Source organism: Sphingomonas sp. ERG5 (genome assembly GCF_000803065.1).
Lineage (GTDB): Bacteria > Pseudomonadota > Alphaproteobacteria > Sphingomonadales > Sphingomonadaceae > Sphingomonas.
The window spans coordinates 17134-40527 of the sequence record NZ_JSXI01000039.1 but is presented as its reverse complement, the minus strand read 5'-3'; the positions used below and the strand labels follow the sequence as shown (position 1 = coordinate 40527).

Here is a 23394-nt window from a genome sequence, read left to right as displayed (position 1 = left end):
GAATCCTTTATGCCCTTGCGACAGCCTACATCGGCCTTGGCGAAAGCGAGTTCAACCCCCGTTGCCGGGAGCTTGATGCGCCAGATAAGCCAGTCGCCGTACCTCGCGACGGCCATGCACCACCGTATCGAGGATCAGCCCGGCAAAGATATTGAGTGAAGCGAGGATGATCAGGCCCGTCACCATGATCGCGGTCGGGAAGCGCGGCACCAGGTGCGTATCCATATAAGTCAGGACCAGCGGTACCGCGAGAATCACCGCAAGTGCGGCGAGCAAGCCCGCGATAATGCCGAAAAAAAGCATCGGCCGCTCGATCCGGTAAAGCGTCGCGATGGTGCGCGCGATGCGGAAACCATCGCGATAGGTGTTGAGCTTCGACACCGATCCTTCGGGACGCGCATAATAAGGCGTCTCGATCTCGCCGACCGGCATCTTCAGTTCGAGCGCATGGACGCTGATTTCGGTTTCGATCTCGAAACCGGAGGACAGGACCGGAAAACTCTTCACGAAACGGCGCGAAAAGACTCGGTAGCCGGAAAAAATATCCGTGAAGCTGCGCCCGAACAGGCGCGCCAGGATGCCGGTCATCGCGCGATTGCCGAATTGGTGGCCGCGGCGATAGGCAGCGCTTTCCTGCGTGACGCGTGAACCGACCACCATGTCGAGCTTTTCGTCCAGCACCCGCGCGATCAGTGCCGGCGCGGATGCGGCATCATAGGTCGCATCGCCATCGGCCATGACATAGATGTCGGCGTCAATGTCCGCGAACATGCGGCGCACGACATTGCCCTTGCCCTGGATACGTTCGCTGCGCACGATCGCACCGGCCGCTTTCGCGACTTCGATCGTCCGATCGCGGCTGTTATTGTCATAGACGTAGATCGTGGCGTGCGGGAGCACCGCACGGAAACCGGCGACCGTCTGCGCGATCGCCGTTTCCTCATTATAGCATGGCAGCAGCACGGCGATGCGGGGGTGCAGCGCTTGGCCATCGACAGTTTGCGTCACACCATTCCCCACCCGTCATTCCCGCGAAAGCGGGAATCTCGCTGCCTTTCGCCATCCACCCGAAGCGGCTTCTTCAAACCTGAAGAAGAAGCCCCCCGTTTTCGGGCCCCATCAAAATATTGCCTTGATGGGTGGCCCTTGCGCGGGGACGACGGGAGGCGAAGAACCGCGTTTACGCCTTCTTCGCCGCCGGCTTCTTGGCTGCTGGCTTCTTCGCCGGCGCAGCCTCTTCGGCCGGAGCCGCTTCAGCCTTGGGCTTGGGGGCCTTTTTTGCAGCCGGCTTCACCTCTTCGACGACTTCGGCAGGAGCCTCAGCCTTTTTCGCGGCGGCCTTCTTGGCGGGCTTCGCTTCGACCGGCGTCTCTTCGACGGCAGCGGCCTCAGCGGGAGCAGCCTTTTTGGCAGCGGCCTTTTTCGCCTTGGGCTTGGCGTCATGATCGTGATCATGGTCATGGCCGCAACCTGGGCCATGAACGTGACCATCTTCCGACTCGATCGCCGCTTCGAGTTCTTCGCGGGTCACTTCACGATCGCTGATCGTCGCCTTCTCGAACAGGAAGTCGACCACCTTGTCCTCGTACAGCGGGGCGCGCAGCTGGGCGGCCGCCATCGGCTCCTGCTGCACATAAGCCATGAAGCGCTGGCGATCTTCCGGGCCGTACTGCTGCGCGGCCTGCGCGATCAGGCGGTTCATTTCCTGCTGGCTGACTTCGACGCCATTGGCCTGGCCGATTTCCGACAGGAGCAGGCCAAGACGCACGCGGCGCTCGGCGATGTCACGATAGTCCGCGCGCTCGGATTCCATCTCGGCAATCGCCGCCGCCGGATCTTCCTCATGGCTCGCTTCATGCTCGAGCTGCGACCAGATCTGATTGAACTCGGCTTCAACCATCGATGGCGGAACCGGGAAATCATGACCCTCGGCAAGCTGATCGAGCAGCTTGCGCTTCATATGGGTGCGAGTCAGGCCGTTCAGCTCCTGGTCGATCTGGCCCTTGAGCAGGCCCTTGAGCTGCTCGAGGCTTTCCAGGCCGAGCGACGTCGCGAGTTCGTCGTCGATCTTGGTCTCTCCGGCGGTCTTCACCGCCTTGATCGTCAGGTCGAACGTCGCGGGCTTACCCTTCAGCGTGTCGACATTGTAATCGTCGGGGAACGTCACGTTGATCTGGCGCTCGTCACCGGTCTTCACACCGATGACCTGATCCTCGAATCCAGGGATCAGACGGCCCGAGCCGATCTCGACCGACATGTCCTCACCGGTACCGCCGTCGAATGCGACATCGCCGACCTTGCCGAGGAAATCCATCACGACCAGATCGCCGGCTTTCGCCTTGTAGGTCGCCTTGGCATCTTCCCAGCGCTTCTGCTGGTCAGCGAACTTCTGCAGCTGTTCGTTGAGCGCGGTCTCATCGGTTGCGACGGTCAGGCGCTCGAGCGTCAAGCCGTCGATCGAAGGAGTCGGCACATCGGGCAGGACTTCCAGCTCGACCTTCAGCTCGGCGTCCTTGCCGGGCTCGTAATCATTTTCGAGGCTGACCGAAGGCTGCATCGCGGGGCGCAGCTTCTGTTCAGCGAGCAACTGCTGCACGCCTTCCTGAATCGAGCTGTTGAGCGCGTCCTGCGCCAGCGCCGGGCCGTGCATCTTGCGTACGAGATTCGCGGGCACCTTGCCGGGGCGGAAGCCGGGCATACGCACTTGCGGCGCAACGCGCTTCAGCTCGGCATCGACCTTGGAATCGATGTCCTTCGCGGTGATCTTCAGCGTGTAGGCGCGCTTCAGGCCCTCGTTCAACGTCTCGACAGTCTGCATGATAACTACTCAAGCCTTATCCGAAATTCCAGGAAGCGAAGGTCCCGCAAACTGTAGCGGGACTGGTGCGGGCGAAGGGACTCGAACCCCCACATCTTGCGATACCTGGACCTAAACCAGGCGCGTCTACCAGTTCCGCCACGCCCGCATGGGACACCGCCGATTGCGCGGCGTCTATACCAGCCCCGCGTCGCGGGGCAAGCTGCCCATTACAATATAGGGCCATAGCAATATCGCGGTCGCTGGCAAGTGCGGAGGCAACCGACGCGATTCCGGGGCGTTTGGAACCTGAGGAGATTGATTATGGCCACCACGCCCCCGACCGAAGTGCCGCCCCAGCCGAGTCAGCCTGCCCAGCCCGTGCCGGCTCCGCCGGAGGTCAATCCCATTGCGCCGGACATCGACATCCCTGCCCCGCAGCCGGACACCGGGCCAGGCAATGCGCCGGGGCAACCCGTCGACCTGGGAGATTTCGCATGAGCGATCGTCCCAAAAATCCGCCTCCCGGCAGCATTCCGGATAACGATAATGATGCGCGCAGCGATCTCGAACAGATCGTTGAAGCACGCAAGGACGCGGTCGAGCGCGGCGAAGGCGGCCCGGAGCCCGATACATTCACCTCTGCCGGGTCGCCCGACGGCGTCGGCGGCACCGGCGGCGTGACGAAGAATCAGGAGGATGACGCGCAGTAGCGGGCAGGCCAGGCAGGCGGGGCGGCGTTGCGCCCCGCCATGTTTCTTCATTGCGCCGTCAGATCGACGATCTTGTCCCGCTCGTACCGGAATACCCCAGGCATTTCCGGCATCCGCGTAATCGTGACTCCGAAATAATTCGGGAGCTTGCCAGCCGGTTTATAGCGCGCCGGGGTGATCGTCCGACTGGCGATGCGCGGATCGATCACCATCGCGGCCGGCGCGGCCTGGAACAATTTCTGCCCGCTGAGATCGACCGGCGCGGACGAATCGCCGGGGACACGTGCAACAGGGTCACCAGCCAAGATCACACCCAGATCGGTGATCTCTCCCGCTTTGACGTCAAACGCCACGCTTCCCATGCAATAGCAACTACCCGCAGCGGCTGCCCCCGGCACCGCGGCCAGCGTGCCATAGACCCGGTAAGTCCCCGGCGTCAGTTCCTGGAGATAGGTTGAGCTCGTCTTGCTTTTGGCGAACCGGTACATCGGCCCGACCGAAACGCTGGCCATCATCCCGAAGGGCGTGAATTCGAAATTCGCTTCGGTCGGCTCGACCGGCTTTTCCGGAACGCGCACGCCGGAGGTCTTGGTCGCCAGAGCCAGGCTCTCTTTATAGCTGGCGAGCTTCTTCGCATATTTGCGCCGCGCTTCGTCGAGTGCGGCAGCGCGCAGCTTGTCGTAGACCACCTGATCCTCGGCCGTCGGCACTTTCATGAGCAGAAGCGGCGTCGCCACTTCGGTGCGCAGCAGGGCATAAGCCTTGGCCGGATTGAAGGCGACGACCGGCTTGTCCGGAATCGACGCGGTCTCGACGAAAACCGGCGGCTTTTCCTTGGCGACGGCCGGCATGGCGACAGCCAGTGCGAGCGCGGCGCTCAGCATGATCCGCTTCATCGTCCCAATACCTTACCCTGCAGCGAAGCCGATGAGGCGACGAGAGCCTGTTGCTTGAGATAGGCTTGTCGCTTCTCCTCGCTGACGCCGGACAACCCCTCTTCGAAGTTGAATTTCTCCCACAAGCCCTTGGGCAAGCCGTAACGGTCATAACCCTTGAAATTCATGCAGGTGCGCATGTTCACGCGACGCAACCGGCGCTTCTCGGCCGATCCGAAGATCGCCATCGCCATCGCACTGCCGATCGCTCCGCCGACTGCGCCCGCCATCGTACCGGCATAGGGATAGGGCACTTGCTGGTATCCGATCCCGCTTTGCAGCCCGCGGGCATAGCCGTCGCATTCGGCGATATCGGCATAAGCGGTGGCGAAATCCGTGTCCGCGCGGCGGAACGCATAATATTTGTCGAAGTCGGCCGCCTCGGTCCCGTCGCCCTTGAACGCCAGTTCGGGCATCGTCACGTCGGCCGTATTACCCATCGTCGTTGACGGTGCACCGAAGGGCGATCCGCTGTCGGCGAGAGAATGTGTCGGCGGCGCTGAGGCGGCAATCCCCTGCGACAATGCTGCGCTTTCGCCCAGCATCAACGCCGTTACCGCAAACACGGCGGCGCCCCCCCCTGACTTCATTATGTCCCCCCTCAAGAACGACGCGACTCGATCGCGCATGAGGAGAGATTAACGCCGGCGCGGGACACGGCAAGAACCGCGTCGGCGCGGATGCTTAGCCCAACGCCTTTTTCAGCAATTCATTGACCACGCCCGGGTTGGCCTTGCCGCCCATTGCCTTCATCGTCTGGCCGACGAAGAATCCGAACAACGCTTCCTTGCCGCCACGATACTGTTCGAGCTGATTGGGATTGGCGGCCATCACATCGGCAATGACCTTCTCGATCGCGCCGGTATCGCTGGTCTGCTTCAGGCCGCGTTCCTCGACGATCGCCCCTGCTCCCTGCCCGGTTTCGAGCATGATCTCAAACACCTGCTTGGCCAGCGTGCCCGACACTGTGCCATCGGCGATGAGACCAAGCAGCTCGGCCGCCTGAGTCGGACTGACCGGGCTCTCTTCCAGCCCTTTGCCAAGCCGGTTGAGCGCGCCAAACAGTTCCGACGTGAGCCAGTTGGCAGCAGGAGCCGCCTTGGCGCCGGCATCGAGCAGCGCATCGAACCAACGCGCCGTCTCGACCTCGGCAGTCAACACCGCCGCATGATATGGCGTGACGCCCAGGCCCTCGTAGCGCGCACGCTTGGCGTCGGGCAGTTCCGGAAGGCTTTCGCGACATTCGGCGAGGAACGCCTCGTCGAGTTCGAGCGGCAACAGATCAGGGTCGGGGAAATAGCGGTAATCATGCGCGTCCTCCTTGGAGCGCATCGACCGCGTCTCGTTGCGGTCGGGATCGTAGAGCCGCGTTTCCTGGACGATGCGTCCGCCGTCCTCAATCACATCGACCTGGCGGCGCGCTTCCTGCTCGACCACCGCCATCACGAAGCGGACCGAATTGACGTTCTTGGTCTCGGTCCGGGTCCCAAGCGGATCGCCGGGCTTGCGCACGCTGACATTGACGTCGGCGCGCATCGATCCCTCTTCCATATTGCCGTCACACGACCCGACGTAGCGCAGGATCGATCTGAGCTTACGTAGATAAGCACCTGCTTCCGCTGGAGAAGCCATGTCGGGCTTGGACACGATTTCCATCAGCGCGACGCCTGATCGGTTGAGATCGACATAGGAGCGCGTCGGATGCTGGTCGTGCATCAGCTTGCCGGCGTCCTGCTCGACATGGATGCGCTCGACACCGATGCGTTTGCCGCTGGCATCGGGGTTCTTTTCATCGAGGCTGATGTCGATCGCGCCCTCACCGACCAGCGGATGATAGAGCTGGCTGATCTGATAACCCTGCGGCAGATCGGCATAGAAGTAATTCTTGCGGTCGAAGCGCGACCATTTGTTGATCTGCGCATCGATCGCCATGCCCGTGCGAACCGCCTGGCGGATGCACTCACGATTGGGCACCGGCAGCATGCCGGGCATCGCCGCGTCGACCAGCGACACCTGTGTGTTCGGCTCGGCGCCAAACGCCGTCGCCGCGCCCGAGAAAAGCTTGGCGTTCGAAGTGACCTGGGCATGGACTTCAAGGCCGATCACGACCTCCCACTCGCCGGTGGCACCCTGGATGCGATAGTCGCTCATTTCCGATTCCGATGATGAATATAATGAATTGCGGTCAGCACCGCATTGCTGCCGAGAAGCGCGCCGACCCAGCACCCGGCCAGGATGCGCAGGATGGCCACTTCGAACCCAAGCGAACGTCCCTGGCTGTGCGCGGCGACCGCAGCGCCAGCCGCAATCGCCAAGAACAGCGCGCCGAGGCGGAATTCGCCGCGCAGGATCACGCTGTTGCCGACACATAGCCCGATGATGAAGATGGCGATATACACGAAGAACTTCGCCAGCGCCGTATGATCGAACGGGCCATTGTCGATCTCGGCCAGCGAATTGCCGATATAGGCGCTGAGGATCGCGCCGAACGCGACATTCAGCGCGGTCTGCGCCTCACGCAGAACCTCAAGATTGCGATCGTGAAATCCGTTCGGCGTTACCACCAAGCCTCCGGTCGCGCCACGAACCCGGCACGCTCCTCCAGCGCAAGGCCGGCATTGAGCACGCACTGCTCGTCCAGCGCCTTGCCGATGATCTGCAGCCCGAGCGGCAGGCCGCCCGTGTCGAGCCCGCCCGGCACCGACATCGCCGGCAACCCCGCCAGCGAGGAGGGCACGGTGAACACGTCGTTCAAATACATCGCCAGCGGATCGGCCAGCTTCTCGCCCAGCGCGAACGCCGCCGATGGCGCGGTCGGGGTCAGCAGCAGATCGCAACTCTCCCAAGCCCGGTCGAAATCACGCGAGATCAACGTCCGCACCTTCTGCGCCTGAGTATAATAGGCGTCATAGAACCCCGCCGACAGCACATAGGTTCCGATCAGGATGCGGCGCTTGACCTCGGGGCCGAAGCCCGCCGCACGCGTCGCCGCGTACATATCCTGCAGGTTCGCACCGTCGGGCAGATCGCGCAGGCCGTAGCGCACGCCGTCATAACGCGCGAGGTTCGACGACGCTTCCGCCGGCGCGATGATGTAATAGGCCGGCAGCGCATATTTTGTATGCGGCAGCGACACATCGACGATCTCGGCGCCGGCATCCTTCAGCCAGTCGATTCCCTGCTGCCACAGCGCATCGATCTCGCCCGGCATATTGTCGACGCGATATTCCCTGGGAATGCCGACGCGCTTGCCGCGCAGATTGCCGGACAGGCCCTGCTCCCATTTCGGCACCTCGAGCTCAAGCGAGGTCGAGTCCTTCGGATCGAAGCCCGACATTGCCTCCAGCATGATCGCGCAATCGCGCACGTCGCGCGCCATCGGCCCGGCCTGATCGAGCGACGAGGCGAACGCCACCACGCCCCAGCGCGAACAACGGCCATAGGTCGGCTTGATCCCGGAAATGCCGGTAAAAGCAGCCGGCTGGCGGATCGACCCGCCCGTATCGGTGCCGGTCGCCGCTGGGCACAGCCGCGCGGCGATCGCTGCCGAGCTGCCGCCCGACGACCCGCCCGGCGCAAGCGGCGCGTTACCGCCGTCGGCCCGTCGCCAGGGCGAAATGACATTGCCGAACGCGCTGGTCTCGTTCGACGATCCCATCGCGAACTGGTCCATGTTGAGCTTGCCCAGCATGCCCGCACCGGCGTCCCACAGCTTGCCCGACACGGTCGATTCGTAGGGCGGCGTGAAGCCTTCGAGGATATGGCTCGCAGCAGTCGAGGCGACGCCCTTGGTGCAGAACAGGTCCTTCATGCCGATCGGCACGCCGGCCAATGGCTTCAACGCTTCGCCCGCCGCACGCGCCGCGTCGGCTTCCGTGGCGGCGGCGATGGCATGATCGGGGGTTTCGACCAGAAAGGCGTTCAGCGCCTTCGCCTTGCTCACCTTGTCGATGAACGCATCGGCGACTTCGCGCGCCGAGAAGCCGCCGGTACGCACCCCGTCGCGGATCGCCGCGACGCCCAGATCGGTCAGGTCGGTCATTATTCGATCACCTTGGGCACGGTGAAGAAACCGTGTTCGGCCTGGGGGGCATTGGACAGCACCGCGTCGCGCACGCCACCATCGGTGACGACATCGTCGCGCAGGCGCAGATGATTGGGGATGACCGCGGTCATCGGCTCGACGCCGGTGCAATCGACCTCGCCCAACTGCTCGATCCAGCCCATGATATTGTCGAGTTCGGGCGCGATACGCGCGGCCTCCTCCTCGGTGATCGCGATGCGGGCAAGGCTCGCGATCTTTTTGACGGTTGCGATATCGACTGACATGCCGGTGCGGCTAGCAGAGGCCGCCGCGCCCACGCAACAAAAAGGCGCGCTTTGGCCCCGCCTATTCGACCAGACCACCCGTTGGCTGGTCGCCGATCAACAATTGCAAGCATCGCATTCCTGATGCACGGCGCTTGCCATCACGCTCGGCAGGCGGCCATGCCCGTCTGCGCAATGGAGTTTGGCGTTTGGCCCGGAAGTTCCTCTACCTCATCGCGATCCTCATCGTGCTGGCCATCGCGGCGCTGGTTTCCTACCGGCTTTGGGGGCCGCAGCTGATCCGTTTCGCGACGGTACCGAGCGCCACGTTCGAGGCGTTGCCCGCGCAGCCGGCCAACGCCTATGCCGACCCGAAACTATGGATCGCCCGCCCCGACAAGCGCGGCAATCCGGCGCTTTGGACACCGACCGGCTATCAGCCGGCAACCGCGCCCATCGCCGCGGTCTTCTACATCCACCCGACTTCCTATCTCGACCGCTCGCACTGGAATGCGCCGCTCGACGACGCAGAAGCCAATGATCGCGCGATATTGTTCCTGCGCGGCCAGGCGACCGCGTTCAACGAGAGCGGCGCGATCTGGGCGCCGCGCTATCGCCAGGCGACGTTCGGCGCATTCCTGACCAGTCAGGCGGAAGCGACCCAGGCACTCGACCTCGCTTATCGCGACGTTACCGCCGCGTTCGACCAGTTCCTGAAAGAAGCCGGCGACCGGCCGATCATCCTTGCCGGGCATAGCCAGGGCGCGCTGCACCTCACTCGCCTGCTCCGCGAGCGCATCGCCGGCACGCCGCTCGCGAAGCGGATCGTCGCGGCCTATGTCGTCGGATGGCCGGTGTCGCGCACCACCGACCTGCCGCTGCTGGGTCTTGCCGAATGCACCCGCGCCGACCAGGCCGGTTGCATCCTGTCCTGGCAAAGCTTCGCCGAGCCGGCCGAACCCCAGTTGATCATCGACACGTTCGACACCACGACCGGCTTCAACGGCCAGCCGCGCAAGGGCACTCCGATGGTCTGCACCAACCCGCTAACCGGTACCGCCGATGCCGCGGCGCCCGCGACCGCGAACCTTGGCACATTGCTTCCCTCGGCCGACCTGGCCAGCGCGACGGTCGTCGCCGGGCAGGTTCCGGCACGCTGCGAAGGCCGCGGTCTGTTGCTGATCGGTGCGGGGCCGAACATGGGCAGCTATGTGCTCCCGGGCAACAATTACCACGTCTATGATTACAGCTTGTTCTGGGCGAACGTCCGCGCCGATGCCGCGCGGCGGCTGGCCGCGTTCGAGGCGAGATGAAGGTTTCCCTGTCCCCGTTCGCCCTGAGCTTGTCGAAGGGCCGTTCTTCTCGTCGACCGATGAGAAGGAGCAGAACTGTGCTTCGACAAGCTCAGCACGAACGGAAGGGAGTGAAATGATCACCACCGACCGCCTGGCCTTTCGGGACGCCCTCCCCACCGGCGGCCGGCTGATCGGGCTGGATGTCGGCACCAAGACGATCGGCACGGCACTGTGCGACGCGGGCTGGAGCTTCGCTTCGCCTGCCACCCTCGTCCGCCGCACCAAGTTCCAGAAGGACAAGCTGGCCCTTGTCGCCCTGATCACCGAGCAGCAGGTCAAGGGGATCGTCATCGGCCTGCCGCTCAACCTGACCGACGGCAGCGAAAGCCCGCGCAGCCAGTCGAGCCGCGCCTTTGCCCGCAACATGGAGGATCTCGGCCTGCCGATCTTCCTGCAGGACGAACGCTGGTCGACTCAGGCGGTGACCCGCACCCTGATCGAACAGGACGCCAGCCGCGCAAAACGCGCCGAACTGGTCGACAAGATGGCCGCCGCGTACATTCTCCAAGGCGCGATCGACGCGCTGGTCAGCGCTTAGGTCAGGGAAGCGGCGGATCTCCAAAGCGATTGGCGTCCACCGAACCGCGCTGGACCAACTGCACGAGCAGGATCGCCGCTGAGGCAAGGTAGACGAAGTTATTCAGGATCATCCCCCAGAACAGCCTCATGTCGGGCTCGCCGCCCTTGCCGAATTCGCTAAACACGCGCGGCGCGAGAATCATGCTCGTGGTCAGAAGGATGAGCGTCGGCAGTGCCCAGAAGCCGCTTTTCCCGCGATCGTGCAGTCGCCGTACGACCCCGCTGGCCAGCAGGACGACCACCACCGCCACGATGACCGACAGGGCAGCCATCAGTCCGCCGAAATCAGGCGTCAATTCGGGGTGGTTGCCCTGGATGCTGATCGAATACGATCCCGGTCCAGATTGGATTTCCGCCTGGTCGGGGTGTTCGACGGCGAATTTCTGCATCGCCACGAAAATCGACACCATCGTCGGGACAAACACCGCCACCCAGCTCGCCATGGCGAGCCCAAAAACCGCACCCGCATACATCCAGAACTGGCTGAGCGAGTCGCGTCCCGAAAAGGTCGGAATCTTGCCAAGTCCGCGCCGGATCATGCTGAAAAACATGTGCATCGATTTCTCCCCCGATCGGTGGGTTTTCTCATGACGTGACAACCCTGTCCATCAATCCAACCGGAGCCTTGCGCCGCGGCCCAAGCGCCGCTACCCGATCCCTTTAATGCCAGCTTCAGATCACCGCCCCGCTTCCCAATTTGCCGGAAGCGCCGTTTTCCCGCACCGGCACCTCACCGGGATCGACGGGTTGCAACCGCATGAGATCATGTTCCTGCTCGACGAGTCGGAACAATGGGTCGAGAGCAATCGCAGCCGCGACAAGGGCCACAAGCAATTGCGTGGCCTGACTCAGATCAACGCCTTCTTCGAAAACAGCACCCGGACGCTATTGTCGTTCGAGATCGCCGGAAAACGCCTGCGCGCCGATGTCGTCAACATGCATGCCGCGCAAAGCTCGGTGAAGAAGGGCGAAACGCTGATCGACACGGCGATGACGCTGAATGCGATGCGCGCCGACGTGATCGTGATTCGCCACCAGAGTTCGGGCGCGGTGCGGCTGATCGCCGACAAGGTCGATTGTCCTGTGCTCAATGCCGGCGATGGCCAGCACGAACACCCGACTCAGGCGCTGCTCGACGCGCTGACCATCCGCCGACGCCGCGGAACGGTGGCCGGACAGCGCGTGGTGATTTGCGGCGACATATTGCACAGCCGCGTCGCCCGCTCGAATATTCTCGCGCTGACGGCACTTGCCGCCGAAGTACGCGTCTGCGCACCGTCCACACTGATGCCGGCGGGCATGGAGCGGATGGGCGTCACGCCCTTCTCGGATTTCGACCAGGCGCTTGAGGGCGCGGACGTGGTGATGATGCTTCGGCTGCAGAACGAGCGCATGAGCGGCGGCTTCATTCCGTCCAACCGCGAGTTTCATCTGCGCTACGGCCTGACGCTCGCCCGGCTCGCCCGGGCCAAGCCCGACGTGCTGGTCATGCACCCCGGCCCGATGAACCGCGGGGTCGAGATCGACTCCGCCGTCGCCGATCATGTCGTGCATTCGGCGATCACTGAACAGGTCGAAATGGGTGTCGCCGTACGCATGGCCTGTCTCGACGTACTGACGCGCCGCGCACGCCGCGTGAAAGGCTGGTCATGAGCCGTACCTTTGCGCTGACCAACGCCAATCTGGTCTGCCCCGTTGCCGGCGCGAGCAAGGGCGCGGTCCTGGTGCGCGGCGAAACCATCGCCGCGAGCGGCGACATCAAGATCCCCAAGGATGCGGAGGTCATCGACTGCAAGGGCGCAACGCTCGCGCCGGCGATCGTCGATCTGGGCGTCTTCACGATCGACATTCCCGCCTGCCATGCCGGCGGGATCGTGCGGGTCGGACTGATGCCCGACCAGACCCCGGTGCTCGATGAACCCGGCGTGGTGCAGCGCGCCGCGCTGATCGGACGTCCGGGCCTGTGGATTCATCCCATCGCCGCCGCGACCCGCGGGTTGGCCGGTCAGGATCTCGCCGAAATGGCGATCAACCGCGACGCTGGTGCTCGTGCGGTCGGCACGGGCGAACGATGGATCGCCGATTCCGGCGTGATGCGCAAAGTCCTTGCCTATGCCGGTGACCTTGGCCTGACCGTCATCGCCCATCCCGAAGATGGCGGCGTGGTCGGCAGCGCCGTCGCGACCTCGGGCGAAACGGCGACGCGCATGGGCTTGCCCTCTGCCTCGGCGATTGCCGAGGCATTGGCGATCGCGCGCGACCTGATGCTGGCCGAAGAGACCGGCGCAAAACTGCATTTGCGGCAGGTGACCACCGCGGCGGGCTTCGACCTCGTCCGTGCGGCGAAACGCCGGGGCGTGGCAGTGACCTGCGGCATTACCCCTGCCCATCTCCTGCTATCGGACATCGCGATGAGCGACTTCCGGACCTTCACGCATTTGTCGCCCCCGTTGCGCGACGAAAGCGATCGCCAGGCCTGCCTGCACGCGCTGGCCGACGGGACGATCGATGTGCTGTGTTCGGGTCATGACCCGCGCGGGCCGGAGGAAAAACGCCTACCCTTCGCGGATTCGGCAACCGGCATGGCTGGCGCGGAAACTCTTCTCGCGCTGTCGCTTGGCATGGTGCGCGATGAACTGATCCCGATCGAGCGGCTGATCGCATTGCTCTCGCTCAACCCCGCCGGAATACTCGGGCTGGAAACGGGAACATTGGCGGCAGGCATGCCGGCCGATCTGATGGTGTTCGACGCCGGTGCGCCGTGGTTGATCGATGCCGATCACATGGTGGCGATCGCCGGCAACACGCCGTTCGACGGGCTGCCGGTTCAGGGCAAGGTGCGCCGCCTGTTCAAGGGCGGCGCCGAGCTGTTGTAATTCTGACGCGTTACGCCGCCGGTCAAATCGTCCAGCCGGTCACTTGACCCAGCTGGCTACCTGATCGCCGGCGCTGGCGCGGACGAAGCACGTGCCGCCCTTCGCCCGATAGCCTTTGCACAGCGCATCGGCATCGTTGCGGGCAAAGCCGCCGACCGACAGGCGATAGAAGCTGCCGGCACCCGATTTGATCGGCATGCCTGATGGGGTGTGCCCGCCAAAGCCGGCGTTGCGGCGCGCGATGCGGCCCCAGGCGTCCTTGGCGACGGCGGCATTGTCGAATGCACCGAGCTGGACGAAGAAATTGCCCTTGGCGGCGGCACGCGGCGCGACCGCGGCGCCGGCGACCGGCTTGGCCCTGGCAACCACCACCCTGGCGACAGCCGGCGTGATGGGCGGCGTGGCGGCGGCACCCGGCGTACCGCGCGATTCAACCTTTACGCGCGCAACGCGTGCCGGGATCGCCTGCACCACTTCCTGCCGCCCGCCGAAGCTGACGTAAGACGCAGGCGCAGCGACAGCCGCAACCGAGGTTTCCGGCGATGCGGCGGGCACGCTCGTCGCGGCGGCAACCGCGACCGCGACCGAGGCGACGGGCTGAGCAGGCACAGCGGCCTCGACCGGTGCGCTGTTCTGGCTCGCCATCGCGGTTCCACGCGGCAGGTTGAGCGCCAGCGCAGCCGGCTGGCCGCCATCCTGCACCGGCGTCACGCCAAGCAAGCTCGCGACCTGATCGGACGCCGAGGTCGGACGTGCAAAGCTCGCCCATTCCATGATTCTCTTGTCGACCTCCGCCGGAGCGACATCGACCGCGACAAGCGTCTTGGCATCCTGCCAGCGTCCGGCCAGCGCCAGCGCGAGCGCCAGGTTCTGCCGGGTCTTGGCGTCCGCGCCGGGCGTCCGAACCGCAGCGATGAGCACATCGACCGCAGTGGCGGGATCACCCGCCAGCGCGATGGCGAGACCGCGATCGCTTGCCGGAATGAGCGACGCATTGGCATCGAGCGTATGGCGGGCGCCATCCCAATTCCCCTCGGCGATCTCGGTCAGCGCAAGCTGGAGCGCCGCGCCGCCATTCGACGGGTCGAGCGCAAGCACATCGGCAAAGGACTGGCGCGCCGAGCTGAACCGGCCGGCACGGAGATAGCTTTGCGCGAGCAGCAAGCGATAGCTCACGACCTGCGGGCCAAAACCGACCGCCGCCTCGGCATGTGCGACCGCCTGGTCATATTTGCGCTTGCCGAACGCCTTGCGTGCCGTTGCCTCTTCCTTGGCGGCGGCCTTTTCGGTGTTGGTTTCCGCGCGGGTGCTGGCGGAGGCGATGCCGCCCGGCCCGGTTGCGCAAACGAACACCGTGCCGCCAAGCACCAGTGCGGACATTCCAGCAGTGAACAAGGCCCGGGTCTTCATCGGATTTCCCCCAAATCGATCAGCGTGCGGCCTGTGGTGACAGCTGATCAGCCAGCTCGGCCACCTCGGGCAAAGTATCGAGAAATGCGTCCAGCGCTTCGGTGACGAGTTGCTGGGCGGAACGGTTCTTGAGCGCGCTTGCCAGACGCAGGTGAAGATGGCGTTCATGATCGAGGCGCAGCGTGAAGGCTGCCTTGCCGCGCTTGGCGCTCGTCTCGCGCGCGATCCGGGCCGCGTGCGCCAGGGGGAGCGTAGCGGGGAGAGGAACGGCGTCCACAGCGACAGGAGCGACGGCAGGAAGAACGACGGCCGGAGGAACGACGGCGGGGGGAGCGACAACCGGCTGCGCAATCGAGGGATCGAGCGCACGGATCGGTTTCACCGCCAGCACGGATTCGAAAACCGGCTCGGCTTCTTCCTCGAACTCCTCTTCCAACTCTTTCAACGCGTCAGGCGCGTGCGCCGGGATCGGCGACGCGTCGAATTCGTCGCCAAGCATCTCGCGCTGCAGCACTTCGCGCTGCATCAGCACGGGGGGCACGACTGGCTGCGTATCATGAAGAGCATGGGCATCATGAAAAGCATGGGCGTCGTGATGCGCATGCGCATCATGCGGATCGCCCATGTCGTTCCAGCCAAGATCGTCCTGCGACTGCAGCGAACCGAAGCCGCCAAAACCCTGCGGGCGCATGGCGGGACGGGCCGTCCCCTTGCGGGCGAGCAAGGTCGAGGAAAGCGATGCAAACGGTTTGGGCTGTCCAATCATGTCTGGCCCTCCCTCAGCTCATCACGCGGCGGCCGAAGCCACCCGCGGCCGGACGCTGCTGACCATAGCCGTTGACCGCCTGGGGGGCGGCAAACACGGTACGGCGGAAATTCTTTTCGAGCCGGTCGGAGATATACGACCAGAGCGCCTGCACTTCCTGGCTGGAGCGCCCGTTCGGATCGACCTCCATCACGGTACGGCCATCGATCATCGATGCCGCGAAATCGGTGCGGTGATGGATCGTGACCGGGGCGACCGTGCCATGCTGCGACAGCGCGACCGCGGCTTCCGAAGTGATCTTGGCCTTGGGCGTTGCGCCATTGACCACGAACAGCAACGGCTTGCCGGCGCGTTCGCACAGGTCGACCGTCGCGCCGACGGCGCGCAGATCGTGCGGCGACGGACGCGTCGGGATGACGATCAGTTCGGCGACCTGAATCACGCTCTGGATTGCCATGGTAATGGCGGGGGGCGTGTCGATCATCGCCAATCGGAAACCCTGCTGACGCAGTATCTCCAGATCGGCGGCGAGCCGCGCCACCGTCGTTTGAGCAAAGGCCGGATACTCGGCGCTCCGCTCATTCCACCAATCCGACAGCGACCCCTGAGGATCGATATCGATCAGTACGACCGGGCCCGCGCCGGCCAGCTGTGCCTGTACGGCCAGATGTCCCGACAGCGTGGTCTTGCCCGAGCCGCCTTTCTGTGATGCCATCGCGAGAACGCGCATGTGTCCCCTGAACTCCCGCTAAAATCCAGGGGCTGAAATGGCATGGGACACGTCAAGAACCGGTTAACGCTGCGGAGAAGGCGGGCGGCAGGCCGATCAGGGACAGCATGAAACGACGCCCGCCCCGTTTCGGCACGATATGGCTAACGAAATCTTTGCCAATTCCGCGCTAGCAGGCATTATCGACCTCAAGTGGTGTAGCGAGGATGGAACAGATTATGCGCAGCACGCTTCGTCCGGTGGCTTTTGGCCTTGCCGGTATCTTCATGGCGCTGGCGATGCCGGCGGCGGCCGACGTGAAAGCAGGCGTCGATGCCTGGGGTCGCGGCGAGTATAAGCTGGCGGTCGACGAATGGCGCCCCGCGGCGATCGCCGGCGACGCCGACGCCCAGTTCAATCTCGGCCAAGCCTATAAGCTCGGTCGCGGCGTGCCGGTCGATATCGTCATGGCCGAAAGCTGGTACCGCAAGGCGGCGCTGCAGGGCCATCCCCAGGGCGAGACCAATTACGGCCTGATCCTGTTCCAGAGCGGCAAACGCGCCGAGGCGCTTCCCTGGCTGGAGAAATCGGTCGCACGCGGCGAACCCCGCGCGCAACTGGTGCTCGGCACCATGCTCTACAATGGCGACGGCGTGCCGCGCGACTGGCCTCGCGCTTATGCGCTGATGGTGCGCTCCGCTGCCTCCGGCCTGCCTCAGGCATCGAGCGTGCAGGCGCAGATGGATCAATATATCCCGCAGGATCAACGCCAGCAGGGTCTGGTCCTCGCGCGCCAGTATGAAGCCGATGCCGCGCGGTCGCCGCTGCCGCCGGAAATTTCCGGCACGGGCACGCAAACCGCGATGCGAGGAACCGACGTGCCGCCTTCTTCCTATGAAGACAATGTTGGGGCCCGCCCGCGTGACGAGCGACCCCCTGCCCCGCCAAGGGTCAAGGTTCGCCCCGCTCCGGCGGTCGCGCAAGCGGCACCGCATCCCGTCGCAACCGGCAACTGGCGGGCCCAGCTTGGCGCGTTCGGCGATCCCGCCAATGCGCGCAAGCTATGGGGTCAGGTCGGCGGGCGCTTTCCCGGCCGCCAGCCTTATTATGTGAAGGCGGGCGCTCTGACCCGATTGCTCGTCGGCCCGTTCGCGTCGAACGGCGAAGCCTCGCGCGCCTGTGCGGCGGTCAAACCGTGCGTGCCGGTCGGGCCGTAGGCTTTCGGCGATTTGACACATCCGATCAGGGCTCAGCCCTGGCGGACGCAGCGATACCGGCCATGTTCGTGGCGAGATAGCCGGCATAGCGGATCATGTCCGGATTGCCGGTGTAGCGCAGGCGCTCCTTCGGCTCGGGGAAAACCGTCACGCTCATCGACCACAGCTTGAGCCAAGCGCCCGCGATCCGGGTGAAACGTGCCGGCGCCTCATAGGGCCGAGCAAGCCTTTCCGCCTGTTGCAGCGCACCGAGCGCCCGCCACCAGTTCTCGCCGGCCGCATTTGCATCATTCACTATGGTCGCGCGAAGGCGCCGCTCATAGGCGCCGGCGCTGAGCAGCAGCAGATCCAGCATATCCTCCGTCGCTGACCGGCCACAGCATCGGGTCGAGCGATCCGGTTGCTGTTCCAGTGTCAGCAGCCTGGTGGCAAGCGCCAGGCTACTCCCCGCGGCATCGGGACGATCGCCGCCGGGCGCTACGATCAGATCCAGCGCGGCACGATCGATCCAGTAGTCAACGACCTTTTGCTGCATGTCATCGTCCGCGCGGCACGCCGCCGCGACTGGTTCGGCATCGTTCCAGCCTTGCGCGATGTCGCAGAAATCATCCCCGCCACTGAACGCGGTTTCGGCCAGGCGATGGTAGATCGGGCGCTCGATGGATTGCAGTATCACGCGTGCCCGATCGATGTCCTCGGGCCGCAGCCTAAGCTGTGCGGCAACAATCGCGGCACGTGCCCGCAGATGGTCGAGTTGATGCGGATCGAGATTGAAGGAGAGCAGTCCCTCGACCGGTGGCTGCTGCTCTAGCGGCGTCAACACCTCGGCACCCGCCACCGCGGGCCCGAGATATCGGTCGGCCGTGGCGAGCATGGTGGCCGAACCGAACGCTTCCGCCGCGCGGAGATAATGCCGGGCAAGGAAGATGTAATTCTCGCGCGCCCTGACCAATTCCTGAAACCGGCGGATCGGCTTGCTGCCTTCGATGAAACGACTGCTGACCGAATAAGTCAGTCCCGTCGGCTGTTTGAGCGCCGCTGCTCGTTTCAGATCGGGCACCGCCATGCGAAAGGCCTGATCGAGCAGGTGAGGATATGCGTCGGGCGCCGGGACAGCGCGGGTGTAATCCTGCTCGAGATAAGCCAGCGCCGCGGTGATGCTGCGATCACTGCCGAAGCGCAGGTGCCAGTCGACCACTGATCCCTTGTCGAGCGCCCAGCGCGTGCAGGGCGCGGTGGATTCGAACAATCTCCTGTAACTGGGAGGAATGGGCTCGGCTTCGATCCGCCGACTCTCGTCAAGCGTCGCGCCCCATCGCGGACCATCGATGCAGATTTGATCTGCGGGCTCGGTCTGTTGCGTCGCGGTCTGCGCACGCGCTTCGATGGTGACGAGCGTCAGGGGAAGAATGAGCCACAGGGCGGTGCGCATTGTCAGCCTCCTCTCGGAATACCGGCAATGGTGCGTGCAAATCATGAACGAAGTGTTGGCGCGGCCAGCCGGAAGGCCAACCTAGGTCGTCACCCAATCCGCCTTGGCGATTCCCTGAGCGTACAGCAAAGCGGTCAGGTCGTTATGGCTGACCCGCGCTGCTGCCGCCGCGGCGACGATCGGCTTGGCGCGATAGGCGACGCCCAGTCCCGCGCGCCTGATCATCGCCAGGTCGTTCGCGCCGTCACCGACCGCCAGGGTCTCTTCAGCCTTGATCCCGCGCTCCGCCACCGCATTGAGCAAGGTCTGCAATTTGGTGTCCGACCCGACGATCGGCTTGGTCACCGTGCCGGTCAGCTTGCCGTCCGCGATTTCCAGCACATTTGCGATCGCGCGGTCGAACCCGATGATCTTCGCCACCGGCTCGGCAAAGCGCGTGAAGCCGCCCGACACGAGGATGGTCAGCGCACCGCGCGCGCGCATCGTGCGGATCAGCGGGACCGCCCCGGGCATGATGACGACGCGTTCGGCCAGGCATTGCTCGATCACCGCTTCGTCGAGGCCCTTGAGCAGCGCGACCCGCGCGTCGAGCGCCGCCTCGAAATCCAGTTCGCCGCGCATCGCGCGCTCGGTGATTTCGGCGATTTGCGGCTTGATGCCGGCATAATCGGCCAGCTCATCAATGCATTCGACCGTGATCATGGTCGAATCCATATCAGCGACGAGCAATTTCCTGGCGCGCCCTTCGGCGGACTGCACGACGATATCCATCGCCGGAGAAGTGCTTTCCAGCGCCTCGCGCGCCGCGACCGGATCGCCTGTAAAACCGATATCGGCGGCAAAACCCTCATCGATCCAGCCCTGTGCGCCCGGCTCGCAGCCGGCATCGCGCAGCACATCGCCAGCGGTGGAAATATCGCTCCCGGCCAGGGTTCCCGGTGCTATCAGCGTCGCGATGAACATGGCCCAATCCCCGAATCTGGAGCACTTGCCCCGCGTGGCGCTCATTGCAGGGCCGACCGCCAGCGGCAAGTCCGCGCTGGCGATGATGCTCGCTGAACGGCACAATGGCGTGGTGATCAATGCGGATTCGGCGCAGGTCTATGCCGATCTGCGCGTCCTTTCGGCGCGTCCCACCGCCGAGGAAGAGGCGCGTGTCCCGCACCGCCTGTTCGGCTATGTCGATGGTGCCGGGAGCGGTTCCGCCGCCCATTGGGCAATGGATGCGCGGCGCGTCATCGCCGAAACCCAGGCATCGGGCCGGTTGCCGGTTCTGGTCGGCGGCACCGGCCTCCATATCCGCACGCTGCTCGACGGGATCGCCCCGGTTCCGCCGATCGACCCGGCGATCCGCGAGGAAATACGCGCATTGCCTGTCGCCCAATCCTATCGCCTGCTGGCCGAGGCCGATCCCGGTGCGGCGCAGCGCCTCGCTCCCGCCGATACGACCCGCGTTGCCCGTGCGCTCGAAGTCGTGCGGTCCACCGGCCGTCCGCTTGCCGACTGGCAGCGCGACAGGACCGGCGGCATCGGCGACGCCATCGCCCTGACCGCGACGATCCTGCTACCCGATCGTGAATGGCTGCTCGGTCGCTGTGACGCCCGGCTGGCCGCGATGTTCGATGCAGGCGCGATCGAGGAAGTTGCGGCGTTGATCGCGCGAACCGACCTTCCCACCGATGCGCCGGTGCTGCGCGCGATCGGCGTGCCGGAGATCACCGCGCTGCTCAACGGGCAGATCAGCCGCGACGAAGCGCTCACCCGCGCCCGTCTCGCCACGCGGCAATATGCCAAGCGACAATTTACGTGGTTTCGGAATCAACCTCCCGCTATGTGGCCCCGAACAGCCGAGACAGATTCGAACACGCTGCTCAACGATATTGAAACTAGATTACACAATTGAGGTTGACGACCGCATTTTCCATCACTAGCAGCGCGCTTCGCATTGCATTTGTTGCGCTGCAATCATGAAGGACGACCGATGACCGAGAAGAGTGGAGCCGATATCCTTGTCGAGGCGCTGTGCGATCTCGGTGTGGAAGTCGTGTTCGGCTATCCGGGCGGCGCGGTTCTTCCCATTTACGACGCCCTGTTCCGTTCGGGGCGGATCAAGCACATTCTGGTGCGCCACGAACAAGCCGCGACGCATGCCGCCGAGGGTTATGCCCGCTCGACCGGCAAGCCCGGCGTGGTGCTCGTCACCTCGGGCCCCGGCGCGACCAATGCCGTCACGGGTATCACTGACGCGCTGATGGATTCGATCCCGATGGTCGTGATCACCGGTCAGGTGCCGACCGCGCTGATCGGTACCGACGCGTTCCAGGAGGCCGACACCGTCGGCATCACGCGCCATTGCACCAAGCATAATTACCTCGTGAAGGACCCGGCCCAGCTCGGCGCGGTGATCCATGAGGCGTTCCATATCGCCACCTCGGGCCGCCCCGGTCCGGTGGTGGTCGACATCCCCAAGGACGTGCAGGTCGCAACCGCGCGCTACAGCAAGCCCGGCCCGATCAAGCACAAGACCTATCGTCCGCAGGTCAAGGCCGACCAGGCGGCGATCGAACAGGTCGTCGACATGCTCGCGGCGGCGGAACGGCCGATCTTCTACACGGGCGGCGGGATCATCAATTCAGGCCCGGCGGCAAGCCAGCTGCTGCGCGAACTCGCGCGCATCACCGGCGCGCCGGTCACCTCGACCTTGATGGGCCTGGGCGCCTTCCCCGCCTCGTCCGACCAGTGGCTCGGCATGCTCGGCATGCACGGCACCTATGAAGCCAACTGGGCGATGAACCAGGCCGATCTGGTGATCGCGATGGGAGCGCGGTTCGACGACCGGGTGACCGGGCGGCTCGACGCGTTCAGTCCGAACAGCCGCAAGGTGCATATCGATATCGACCGCTCGTCGATCAACAAGACGGTGCGCATCGACCTGCCGATCGTCGCCGATATCGGCCATGCGCTCGAAGACATGATCCGCGTCTACAAGTCGCGACGCCATCCCAAGCCCGATCTCGCCGAATGGTGGCGCCGGATCGAGGGCTGGCGCGCGGTCGGCAGCCTCAATTTCACCGACAGCGCGACCGAGATCATGCCGCAGCGTGCGATCCGTGCGCTGTGGGAGGCAACGCACAAGCAAGCGCCGATCATCACCACTGAGGTCGGCCAGCACCAGATGTGGGCCGCGCAGCATTTCGACTTTGAGGCGCCGAATAAATGGCTGACCTCGGGCGGTCTCGGCACGATGGGCTATGGCCTGCCCGCCGCGATCGGTGCGCAGCTCGGCAATCCCAAGGCGCTGGTCATCGACATCGCCGGCGAAGCCTCGATCCAGATGAACATCCAGGAACTGGCCACGGCGACGCAATATCGCCTGCCGGTCAAGATCTTCATCCTCAACAACCAGTATATGGGCATGGTCCGCCAGTGGCAGGAACTGACCTATTCGAGCCGTTATGCCGAAAGCTACAGCGACTCCCTGCCCGACTTCGTGAAGCTCGCCGAGGCCTATGGCTGGAAGGGCATCAAGATCGAGAAGCCTGGCGAGCTCGATGACGGCATCGCCGCGATGCTTGCGCATGACGGGCCGGTGCTGGTCGACTGCATGGTCAGCCAGCTGGCCAATTGCTTCCCGATGATCCCAAGCGGCGCGGCGCATACCGAGATGATCCTTCAGGCCAATGAAGTCACCGGCGAAATGGACGACGAAGCGAAGGCGCTGGTCTGATGCACATCAAGACGGAAACGACGCAGCGTCATACGCTGGCGATCATGGTCGACAATGAACCGGGCATCCTGGCGCGGATCGCCGGCCTGTTCACCGCGCGCGGCTATAACATCGAAAGCCTGACGGTGTCCGACGTGACCGCCGACCATGCGGTCAGCCGGATCACCATCGTGACCAGCGCGTCGGACGAGACGATGGAGCAGATCCTCGCTCAGCTCGACCGGCTGATCCCGGTACATTCGGTCACAGACCTGACCGCGCTCGGCCCGCATGTCGAACGCGAGCTTGCGCTGGTCAAGGTCGCCGGCACCGGCGACCACCGCATCGAGGCGCTGCGCCTCGCCGATGTCTACCGCGCGCGCGTGGTCGATGCGACCACCTCCAGCTTCGTGTTCGAAGTGACCGGCGGGCGCGAGAAGATCGACACCTTCATCACCCTGATGCGCCAGGTCGGCCTGATCGAGGTCGCCCGTACCGGCATCGTCGCCATCGCCCGGGGGAAAGAACCGGTCTGAATTTCATCGTCACCCCGGACCTGTTCCGGGGTCAACCTATCAGCTTGGCGTTTTC

Annotated in this window: 24 protein-coding genes and 1 tRNA gene; 10 read left to right on the top strand and 15 right to left on the bottom strand. The window is 64.5% G+C overall.

The genetic code is table 11. The annotated features are described in order from the left end of the window. Positions 1-51: 51 nt before the first annotated feature. The 3 genes from OO12_RS14360 to OO12_RS14350 form a co-directional block, all read right to left on the bottom strand. Positions 52-981, bottom strand: a complete 930-nt coding sequence (locus OO12_RS14360) for a glycosyltransferase family 2 protein (protein WP_034159423.1) — start codon at positions 979-981, stop codon at positions 52-54. Between the two features lie 199 nt (positions 982-1180). Next, complete coding sequence (gene tig / locus OO12_RS14355; RefSeq protein WP_034159403.1) at positions 1181-2818, bottom strand: trigger factor; 1638 nt, start codon at positions 2816-2818, stop codon at positions 1181-1183. Between the two features lie 63 nt (positions 2819-2881). Then, positions 2882-2966: transfer RNA gene (locus OO12_RS14350), tRNA-Leu, on the bottom strand. A 155-nt stretch (positions 2967-3121) separates the two neighbouring features. On the opposite strand from OO12_RS14350, the gene OO12_RS28915 reads away from it, so the two are divergent. Continuing rightward, positions 3122-3298 carry a hypothetical protein gene (locus OO12_RS28915; RefSeq protein WP_200887476.1) on the top strand — a complete coding sequence of 59 codons (177 nt, stop codon included), beginning with the start codon at positions 3122-3124 and terminating at the stop codon, positions 3296-3298. Next, on the top strand, positions 3295-3510 hold the full coding sequence (locus tag OO12_RS14345) for a hypothetical protein (protein WP_034159402.1): 216 nt from the start codon (positions 3295-3297) through the stop codon (positions 3508-3510). Before OO12_RS28915 ends, OO12_RS14345 begins: the two co-directional genes overlap by 4 nt. A 47-nt stretch (positions 3511-3557) precedes the next feature. On the opposite strand, the gene OO12_RS14340 is transcribed toward OO12_RS14345, so the two are convergent. From OO12_RS14340 to gatC, 6 genes are all read right to left on the bottom strand, one after another. Continuing rightward, the gene (locus OO12_RS14340) at positions 3558-4406 is read right to left on the bottom strand and encodes a hypothetical protein (RefSeq protein ID WP_034159401.1); all 849 of its coding nucleotides are present in this window, start codon (positions 4404-4406) and stop codon (positions 3558-3560) included. After that, complete coding sequence (locus tag OO12_RS14335; protein ID WP_034159400.1) at positions 4403-5035, bottom strand: hypothetical protein; 633 nt, start codon at positions 5033-5035, stop codon at positions 4403-4405. Before OO12_RS14335 ends, OO12_RS14340 begins: the two co-directional genes overlap by 4 nt. Positions 5036-5129: 94 nt before the next feature. Further along, positions 5130-6596 (bottom strand): Asp-tRNA(Asn)/Glu-tRNA(Gln) amidotransferase subunit GatB, encoded by a 1467-nt coding sequence (gene gatB / locus OO12_RS14330; protein ID WP_034159399.1) that lies wholly within the window; start codon positions 6594-6596, stop codon positions 5130-5132. After that, positions 6593-7009 (bottom strand): hypothetical protein, encoded by a 417-nt coding sequence (locus OO12_RS14325; RefSeq protein WP_235364800.1) that lies wholly within the window; start codon positions 7007-7009, stop codon positions 6593-6595. The genes gatB and OO12_RS14325 overlap by 4 nt, the downstream gene beginning before the upstream one ends. Continuing rightward, positions 7003-8487 carry an Asp-tRNA(Asn)/Glu-tRNA(Gln) amidotransferase subunit GatA gene (gene gatA / locus OO12_RS14320; RefSeq protein WP_034159397.1) on the bottom strand — a complete coding sequence of 495 codons (1485 nt, stop codon included), beginning with the start codon at positions 8485-8487 and terminating at the stop codon, positions 7003-7005. The genes OO12_RS14325 and gatA overlap by 7 nt, the downstream gene beginning before the upstream one ends. Continuing rightward, positions 8487-8774: an Asp-tRNA(Asn)/Glu-tRNA(Gln) amidotransferase subunit GatC gene (gene gatC / locus OO12_RS14315; protein WP_034159396.1), complete on the bottom strand. Its 288-nt coding sequence runs from the start codon at positions 8772-8774 to the stop codon at positions 8487-8489. The genes gatA and gatC overlap by 1 nt, the downstream gene beginning before the upstream one ends. A 188-nt stretch (positions 8775-8962) precedes the next feature. On the opposite strand from gatC, the gene OO12_RS14310 reads away from it, so the two are divergent. Together OO12_RS14310 and ruvX are read left to right on the top strand one after the other, a co-directional pair. Continuing rightward, entirely contained in the window at positions 8963-10066 is a 1104-nt protein-coding gene (locus OO12_RS14310) for a DUF3089 domain-containing protein (protein ID WP_034159395.1), read from the top strand. 115 nt (positions 10067-10181) lie between these two features. After that, complete coding sequence (gene ruvX, locus OO12_RS14305) at positions 10182-10646, top strand: Holliday junction resolvase RuvX (protein ID WP_034159394.1); 465 nt, start codon at positions 10182-10184, stop codon at positions 10644-10646. A 1-nt stretch (position 10647) separates the two neighbouring features. On the opposite strand, the gene OO12_RS14300 is transcribed toward ruvX, so the two are convergent. Then, a complete protein-coding gene (locus tag OO12_RS14300) occupies positions 10648-11226 on the bottom strand; it encodes a DUF805 domain-containing protein (RefSeq protein WP_200887475.1) in 579 nt (192 codons plus the stop codon). 124 nt (positions 11227-11350) lie between these two features. Between OO12_RS14300 and OO12_RS14295 the strand changes: the two genes are divergently transcribed. Next, entirely contained in the window at positions 11351-12340 is a 990-nt protein-coding gene (locus OO12_RS14295) for an aspartate carbamoyltransferase catalytic subunit (RefSeq protein ID WP_034159393.1), read from the top strand. Further along, the gene (locus OO12_RS14290; protein WP_034159392.1) at positions 12337-13563 is read left to right on the top strand and encodes a dihydroorotase; all 1227 of its coding nucleotides are present in this window, start codon (positions 12337-12339) and stop codon (positions 13561-13563) included. Before OO12_RS14295 ends, OO12_RS14290 begins: the two co-directional genes overlap by 4 nt. A 39-nt stretch (positions 13564-13602) precedes the next feature. On the opposite strand, the gene OO12_RS14285 is transcribed toward OO12_RS14290, so the two are convergent. The 3 genes from OO12_RS14285 to OO12_RS14275 are packed head-to-tail and all read right to left on the bottom strand — an operon-like array spanning position 13603 to position 16469. Beyond that, positions 13603-14973 (bottom strand): SPOR domain-containing protein, encoded by a 1371-nt coding sequence (locus OO12_RS14285; protein ID WP_034159391.1) that lies wholly within the window; start codon positions 14971-14973, stop codon positions 13603-13605. A gap of 19 nt (positions 14974-14992) precedes the next feature. After that, on the bottom strand, positions 14993-15697 hold the full coding sequence (locus tag OO12_RS14280; protein WP_235364799.1) for a hypothetical protein: 705 nt from the start codon (positions 15695-15697) through the stop codon (positions 14993-14995). 55 nt (positions 15698-15752) lie between these two features. Further along, positions 15753-16469 (bottom strand): ParA family protein, encoded by a 717-nt coding sequence (locus tag OO12_RS14275; RefSeq protein WP_034159389.1) that lies wholly within the window; start codon positions 16467-16469, stop codon positions 15753-15755. Positions 16470-16687: 218 nt separating this feature from the next. Between OO12_RS14275 and OO12_RS14270 the strand changes: the two genes are divergently transcribed. Continuing rightward, positions 16688-17665: an SPOR domain-containing protein gene (locus OO12_RS14270; RefSeq protein ID WP_034159421.1), complete on the top strand. Its 978-nt coding sequence runs from the start codon at positions 16688-16690 to the stop codon at positions 17663-17665. Positions 17666-17690: 25 nt separating this feature from the next. On the opposite strand, the gene OO12_RS14265 is transcribed toward OO12_RS14270, so the two are convergent. Together OO12_RS14265 and serB are read right to left on the bottom strand one after the other, a co-directional pair. Further along, positions 17691-19097 carry a hypothetical protein gene (locus OO12_RS14265; RefSeq protein ID WP_034159388.1) on the bottom strand — a complete coding sequence of 469 codons (1407 nt, stop codon included), beginning with the start codon at positions 19095-19097 and terminating at the stop codon, positions 17691-17693. Between the two features lie 81 nt (positions 19098-19178). Further along, a complete protein-coding gene (gene serB / locus OO12_RS14260) occupies positions 19179-20060 on the bottom strand; it encodes a phosphoserine phosphatase SerB (RefSeq protein WP_034159420.1) in 882 nt (293 codons plus the stop codon). On the opposite strand from serB, the gene miaA reads away from it, so the two are divergent. From miaA to ilvN, 3 genes are all read left to right on the top strand, one after another. Beyond that, positions 20053-21000, top strand: a complete 948-nt coding sequence (miaA, locus tag OO12_RS14255) for a tRNA (adenosine(37)-N6)-dimethylallyltransferase MiaA (protein ID WP_034159387.1) — start codon at positions 20053-20055, stop codon at positions 20998-21000. The two genes, serB and miaA, sit on opposite strands and share 8 nt — an antisense overlap. Positions 21001-21078: 78 nt before the next feature. After that, on the top strand, positions 21079-22824 hold the full coding sequence (locus OO12_RS14250) for an acetolactate synthase 3 large subunit (protein ID WP_034159386.1): 1746 nt from the start codon (positions 21079-21081) through the stop codon (positions 22822-22824). Further along, positions 22824-23339 (top strand): acetolactate synthase small subunit, encoded by a 516-nt coding sequence (gene ilvN / locus OO12_RS14245; protein ID WP_034159385.1) that lies wholly within the window; start codon positions 22824-22826, stop codon positions 23337-23339. The genes OO12_RS14250 and ilvN overlap by 1 nt, the downstream gene beginning before the upstream one ends. Positions 23340-23394 lie beyond the last annotated feature (55 nt).

Excerpts from the sequence above, each read along its gene's own strand:
- gatC (WP_034159396.1), bottom strand. The coding sequence starts at position 8,774 with ATGTCAGTCGATATCGCAACCGTCAAAAAGATCGCGAGCCTTGCCCGC.
- OO12_RS14285 (WP_034159391.1), bottom strand. The coding sequence starts at position 14,973 with ATGAAGACCCGGGCCTTGTTCACTGCTGGAATGTCCGCACTGGTGCTT.
- ilvN (WP_034159385.1), top strand. The coding sequence starts at position 22,824 with ATGCACATCAAGACGGAAACGACGCAGCGTCATACGCTGGCGATCATG.
- miaA (WP_034159387.1), top strand. The coding sequence starts at position 20,053 with ATGAACATGGCCCAATCCCCGAATCTGGAGCACTTGCCCCGCGTGGCG.
- gatA (WP_034159397.1), bottom strand. The coding sequence starts at position 8,487 with ATGACCGACCTGACCGATCTGGGCGTCGCGGCGATCCGCGACGGGGTG.
- tig (WP_034159403.1), bottom strand. The coding sequence starts at position 2,818 with ATGCAGACTGTCGAGACGTTGAACGAGGGCCTGAAGCGCGCCTACACG.
- OO12_RS14335 (WP_034159400.1), bottom strand. The coding sequence starts at position 5,035 with ATGAAGTCAGGGGGGGGCGCCGCCGTGTTTGCGGTAACGGCGTTGATG.
- OO12_RS14270 (WP_034159421.1), top strand. The coding sequence starts at position 16,688 with ATGCGCAGCACGCTTCGTCCGGTGGCTTTTGGCCTTGCCGGTATCTTC.
- OO12_RS14275 (WP_034159389.1), bottom strand. The coding sequence starts at position 16,469 with ATGCGCGTTCTCGCGATGGCATCACAGAAAGGCGGCTCGGGCAAGACC.
- OO12_RS14340 (WP_034159401.1), bottom strand. The coding sequence starts at position 4,406 with ATGAAGCGGATCATGCTGAGCGCCGCGCTCGCACTGGCTGTCGCCATG.
- ruvX (WP_034159394.1), top strand. The coding sequence starts at position 10,182 with ATGATCACCACCGACCGCCTGGCCTTTCGGGACGCCCTCCCCACCGGC.
- OO12_RS14250 (WP_034159386.1), top strand. The coding sequence starts at position 21,079 with ATGACCGAGAAGAGTGGAGCCGATATCCTTGTCGAGGCGCTGTGCGAT.
- OO12_RS14345 (WP_034159402.1), top strand. The coding sequence starts at position 3,295 with ATGAGCGATCGTCCCAAAAATCCGCCTCCCGGCAGCATTCCGGATAAC.
- OO12_RS14290 (WP_034159392.1), top strand. The coding sequence starts at position 12,337 with ATGAGCCGTACCTTTGCGCTGACCAACGCCAATCTGGTCTGCCCCGTT.
- OO12_RS14265 (WP_034159388.1), bottom strand. The coding sequence starts at position 19,097 with ATGCGCACCGCCCTGTGGCTCATTCTTCCCCTGACGCTCGTCACCATC.
- OO12_RS14295 (WP_034159393.1), top strand. The coding sequence starts at position 11,351 with ATGCCAGCTTCAGATCACCGCCCCGCTTCCCAATTTGCCGGAAGCGCC.
- gatB (WP_034159399.1), bottom strand. The coding sequence starts at position 6,596 with ATGAGCGACTATCGCATCCAGGGTGCCACCGGCGAGTGGGAGGTCGTG.
- serB (WP_034159420.1), bottom strand. The coding sequence starts at position 20,060 with ATGTTCATCGCGACGCTGATAGCACCGGGAACCCTGGCCGGGAGCGAT.
- OO12_RS28915 (WP_200887476.1), top strand. The coding sequence starts at position 3,122 with ATGGCCACCACGCCCCCGACCGAAGTGCCGCCCCAGCCGAGTCAGCCT.
- OO12_RS14300 (WP_200887475.1), bottom strand. The coding sequence starts at position 11,226 with ATGATCCGGCGCGGACTTGGCAAGATTCCGACCTTTTCGGGACGCGAC.